The 4,668-nt window shown below is 72.5% G+C and carries 7 protein-coding genes; 2 read left to right on the top strand and 5 right to left on the bottom strand.

Annotated elements, in window-relative coordinates; translation table 11 throughout:
• A partial coding sequence (locus AB0C29_RS34420) for a DUF6010 family protein (protein ID WP_360829267.1) occupies positions 1-507 on the top strand: 507 nt, incomplete at its 5' end.
• A 199-nt stretch (positions 508-706) separates the two neighbouring features.
• On the opposite strand, the gene AB0C29_RS34415 is transcribed toward AB0C29_RS34420, so the two are convergent.
• Positions 707-1,540 (bottom strand): class I SAM-dependent methyltransferase, encoded by an 834-nt coding sequence (locus AB0C29_RS34415; RefSeq protein WP_360829264.1) that lies wholly within the window; start codon positions 1,538-1,540, stop codon positions 707-709.
• 107 nt (positions 1,541-1,647) lie between these two features.
• On the opposite strand from AB0C29_RS34415, the gene AB0C29_RS34410 reads away from it, so the two are divergent.
• Positions 1,648-2,334 carry a helix-turn-helix domain-containing protein gene (locus AB0C29_RS34410; RefSeq protein ID WP_360829261.1) on the top strand — a complete coding sequence of 229 codons (687 nt, stop codon included), beginning with the start codon at positions 1,648-1,650 and terminating at the stop codon, positions 2,332-2,334.
• Positions 2,335-2,345: 11 nt separating this feature from the next.
• Here the strand turns inward: AB0C29_RS34410 and AB0C29_RS34405 are convergent, their stop codons facing one another.
• The 4 genes from AB0C29_RS34405 to AB0C29_RS34390 form a co-directional block, all read right to left on the bottom strand.
• A complete protein-coding gene (locus tag AB0C29_RS34405; protein ID WP_360829258.1) occupies positions 2,346-2,666 on the bottom strand; it encodes a hypothetical protein in 321 nt (106 codons plus the stop codon).
• Positions 2,667-2,673: 7 nt separating this feature from the next.
• A complete protein-coding gene (locus AB0C29_RS34400; protein WP_360829255.1) occupies positions 2,674-2,943 on the bottom strand; it encodes a hypothetical protein in 270 nt (89 codons plus the stop codon).
• A gap of 72 nt (positions 2,944-3,015) precedes the next feature.
• Positions 3,016-3,594 carry a DsbA family protein gene (locus tag AB0C29_RS34395; RefSeq protein ID WP_360829252.1) on the bottom strand — a complete coding sequence of 193 codons (579 nt, stop codon included), beginning with the start codon at positions 3,592-3,594 and terminating at the stop codon, positions 3,016-3,018.
• A gap of 20 nt (positions 3,595-3,614) precedes the next feature.
• Positions 3,615-4,634, bottom strand: coding sequence for an aldo/keto reductase (locus tag AB0C29_RS34390; RefSeq protein WP_360829249.1), 1,020 nt, complete (start codon positions 4,632-4,634; stop codon positions 3,615-3,617).
• Positions 4,635-4,668 lie beyond the last annotated feature (34 nt).

The following is a 4,668-nucleotide window of genomic DNA, read 5'->3' as shown; positions in this document are numbered from 1 at the left end:
AGAGCCCTGGCCACCGCGCCGGCCGCGTTCCTACGGTGGCACATGCTTCGTTACGTCATCCCCGTGGTCGTGGCGCTGGTCTGGGCCGGGGTCTTCTCGTTCGTGCCGGAACCGCACCGTCTCAGGATCAACGCGGTCCTCGTGGGCGGGGCCGGGGCCGCCTACATCAGCGGCGGGAGCTTCGGCCTCGGTGAGCTCGGCTTCGCCGCCCTGATGAGTGCGGTCGCCTACCTGGGCCTGCGGTCGTGGACCTTCGTCGGCGTCGGCTGGTTGCTGCACACCTGCTGGGACATCCTGCATCACCGCCGGGGCGCACCGCTGATTCCGTCGCTGGGCGACTCCTCGTTCGGGTGCGCCATCTGCGATCCCGTCATCGCGCTGTGGTGTTTCACCGGTGGCCGGTCGCCTCGGGAGCTGGTGCTGTGGCTGCCGGGTCGGGCCCGGGATTCGGCGCCGTCCGAGCGGACCATGGCGCCGGAGCGACCGGAGAGGGCCGGACCGGCGTGACCGTCGTCGGGCAGCCTGTCGGGCCTACCGCGGCACAGGGCAGCCTGTCGGGCCCACCGCGGTCGCCGGGCTCCGGTAAGGTGCGCGATCATGGGCGCGATCAAACCGTGGCATCTGCTGATCTGTCTCGTCGTCGTGGCGGTGATCATCGGCGGGCTCGTGGTCGCGGGCCGGGCCAACCGGCGCAAGTAGGCGCGGCTCAGCCCGTCCGGCGGCCCGTCCACAGCAGGTAGTCCCAGTGCATGACGCCGTTGCCGCGGTCGTGGCTGCGGGCCAGGCCGGCCAGGTCCTCATCGAGCGCGGCCACGCGTTCCGGATCGCCGGCCAGGTTGCGGTAGGCGGCGACGGTCGGGCCGTAGTGGGCCTTGAAGAAGTCGCGGAACTGCCGGCCGTCGGCGAAGCGGTCGATCACAGCACTGTCCACCGTGGCGGTGACCTCGGCGACCCGGTCGCCGAAGAGGTCGCGGACGTGCTCGGCGCTGCCCCACAGCGGTGGCGGCTGGGTGCCCGGCGGAGGCGGCGGCGTGTACGCCTTCATCCGGCCGAACAGCTGCCCGATGAAGCCCGGCGGCGTCCAGTTGATCATCCCGATCGTGCCGCCCGGCCGGCACACCCGCACCAGCTCGTCCGCGGCGGCTTGATGGTGCGGCGCGAACATCACGCCGACGCACGACAGGACCACGTCGAACGAGCCGTCGGCGAACGGCAGCGCCTCGGCATCACCCTCGCGCCAGTCCACCACCGCGCCGCGCCCGGCGGCCAGGGCCTGGCCGGCCTCCAGCAGCGACGGGGTCAGGTCGCTGGCCACCACCTCGGCGCCGGTGAGCGCGGCCGGGATCGCGGCGTTGCCGGTGCCGGCGGCCACGTCGAGCACCCGCTGCCCCGGCCCGGTACGGCACGCCTCGACCAGCGTGGCGCCGAGCCGCGGGATCACCTCGGTGGCGACGCTGGGATAGTCGCCGAGGGCCCACATCGCCCGGTGGCGGGCCTTCAGAGCACGGTCGGCCCCGGTCGTGTCCGGCTGAACGGTCATCAGCTGAGCTCCCTTCCTCGGCAGCGACGCTACGGAGCCGCCGGGAGCCCGGGCCAGTACAGGATGTGTATCGCCCGGACCGGCGGCCCAGGCCTACGCTGCTGGCCATGGGCGCTTCGTATCACCAGTTCTGCCCCGTGGCGAAGGCCATGGAACTGCTCGACGAACGCTGGACCCTGCTGATCGTCCGCGAGCTGGTGTCCGGCAGCAGCCGCTTCAACGACCTGCGCCGGGGACTGCCCCGGATGTCGCCGACGCTGCTGTCGAAGCGGTTGCAGCAGCTGGTCGCGGCCGGAGTCGTCGAACGGCGGCCGGCCGACGGCGAGGTGCAGTACACGCTGACCGTGGCCGGGCAGGAACTGCGGCCGATCGTCGAGGCGGTGGGCGCCTGGGGAGTGCGCTGGGTCGGTGAGCTCGGCGACGCGGACCTGGACCCGAAGCTGCTGCTGTGGGACATGCACCGCAACATCGACCACGCGGCGGTGCCGTCCGGGCGTACCGTCGTCGCCCTGACCTTCCCCGACGTGCCGGCGCCGCATCCCCGCTCGTGGTGGCTGGTGATCGCCGACGGCGAGGCCGACGTGTGCGACGAGGACCCGGGCCACGAGATCACCGTCAGCCTGACCGCGGACCTGCGCGCGCTGGTCGAGGTCTGGCGCGGCGACCGCACCTGGACCGAGGCGCTGCGGACGGGGCAGATGCGGGTGCATGGTCCCGAGGCTGTACGCCGGGCACTGCCCGGCTGGTTCACGCTGTCACTGTTCGCAACGGTGCCCCGGCCGGCGGCGGTGTGACCCACCGCGAGTCAGCCGGCGGTCGGCTTGCCGCGGGCGCTGCGGACAGCGAAGACAACGATCAGGACGACCGTCGCGACTCTTGCCACGAGGGCCAGAACCTGCAGGATCGCCGGACCGCCGCGCAGGTGACCCACCCCGCCGGCGGCCAGTCCCAAGGCGCCGACCGTGACCAGCGCGCCGGCCAGCCTCGGGTGCCGGAATTCGCGTCCTGCCAGGGTCAACCCTGCGGGTGTCCGCTGGACCCGCAGAAGGAGCACGATTCCCAGCAGGACGAAGATGACGGCGCCGGCCGTCTCCAGCGTGCCCAGGGCGATGTCGCGCGAGGCCATCGCGGGATCAGTCGTTGTGGACGATCGCCTCGGCGACGCGGCGCAGCTCGCCCTGGTCCGGGCTGAAGCCCGCGGCGATGTCCGGGTGCAGGCCCGCGCGGGTCTGCTTCAACAGCTCGCCGGTCACCGTGTCGACCGGCTCGCCCGCGTAGTCGTGGCTGACCTTGTCGGTCGCGTTCTGCAGGGCGGACGTGAGCTGCTCCTCCAGCGGGCCGCGCAGCTTCTCCTCCACCGGGCTCAGCGATGCGGGGTCCAGGTGGATCTGCGGCTCTTGCATGGAGCTCTCCTCGTTGTACCGGTGACGGCGCGACGCAGTTACCCAACCACGTCGCGCCGTCAAACGTGGGATCTAGGAGCGGCCGCGCTTGACTTCGAAGAACGTGTTGCTGCGGGCCAGCGGGACGACCGCGTCCCAGATCGCCAGGGCTTCCTCGCGGTCCGGGACCTCGTCGATGATCGGCCCGTGCACGCCGCGCCCGGCGCCCTCGATCATCAGCACCGGGGAGCCGATGTCCGGGCCCGCCGAGCCGAAGGCCAGCTCGTGCGACGTGCGGACCGCCTCGTCCCAGGACTCGTCGTCGAGCACGGTCTTGGGATCGGGGACGCCCGCGGCCTCGGCGGCGGCCACCACGATCTCGTCGGTGAGCGCCTCGCCCGCCTCGAACGTCCGGTTGCCGAGCTCGGTGTAGAACGTGGCGATGGTGTCGTCGCGGTGGTCCGCGCGCAGCGCCTCGACCAGCCGCAGCGCCCGCGTCGACGCCGCCATCATGGGCTTGTACTGGTCCGGGACGTTGTCGCCGTTGAGGATGGACAGGCTGAATGCGCGCCAGTGCAGTGTCACGTCGCGCTCCGGCGCCACGCCGACCAGCCAGCGCGAGGTGCGCCAGGTGAACGGGCATGCCGGGTCGAAGAAGTAGGTGGCCTCCATAGCTTCGATCCTAGGTCGGGCTACAGCACGCGGTTGCGCTGGTCGAGCCCGAGCGGCCCGTACGGGTAGTCCGGCGCGTGCAGGTCGCTCGCCTCGTCCAGGGCGGCGATCTCGGCCGGCTCCAGGTGCAGCTCGGCCGCCCGCAGGTTAGTCTCCAGCTGCTCGACCGTGCGGGCCCCGAGGATCGTCGAGGTCACGCCGGGCCGGTCGGTGACCCAGGCCAGCGCCACCTCGGCCATCGACACGCCGCGGGCCTCGGCCACGGACTGCACCGCGTCGATGATCGCCCAGTTCCGGTCGGTGCCGCGCCGCTCCCACGCCTCCATGCCGCGCCCGGGGTCCTCGCCGAGCCGGGTCGCGCCGCTGGGCCGCTGGTCGCGGCGGTACTTGCCGCTGAGCCAGCCGCCACCGAGCGGGCTCCAGGGCAGCAGGCCGAGGCCGGCGTCGCGGGCGGCGGGCACGATCTCCCACTCGATCTCGCGCACCAGCAGGCTGTACTGCGGTTGCAGGGTCACCGGGGCGGCCAGGCCGAGCTCGCGGGCCAGGTGCACCGCCTTGGTGAGCTGCCAGCCGGTGAAGTTCGAGAAGCCGTAGTAGCGGATCTTGCCCTGGCGCACGAAGCCGTCCAGGGTGCGCAGGCTTTCCTCCAGCGGGGTCACCGGGTCCCAGGAGTGCGCCTGGTAGAGGTCGACGGTGTCCAGGCCGAGCCGGGTCAGCGAGGCGTCGAGCGCGCGGGTCAGGTGCCGGGCGGACAGGCCGGCGCCGTTCGGGTCGCCGGCCATCGGGAAGCGGCCCTTGGTGGCCAGCACGATCGGTTCGGTGACGTCGGCGCTGCGCGAGGCGAACCAGCGGCCGATGATCCGTTCCGACTCGCCGGCGGAGTAGACGTCGGCGGTGTCCACGAGCGTGCCGCCGGCCTCGGCGAACCGGTCGAGCTGGGCGTGCGACACCTCCTCGTCGGACTCGGCGCCGAAGGTCATGGTGCCCAGGCAGAGACTGGAGACGGCGCAGCCGCTGCGGCCGAGAGTGCGGTAGTCCATTCCAGCAACCTACGTCGCGGCGGGCAGTTCCACC

Origin of the sequence: Actinoplanes sp. NPDC048791, assembly GCF_040650095.1 — a bacterium.
In the GTDB taxonomy this organism is placed as follows: Bacteria; Actinomycetota; Actinomycetes; order Mycobacteriales; family Micromonosporaceae; genus Actinoplanes.
This window is presented reverse-complemented; position numbering and strand designations above follow the sequence as displayed.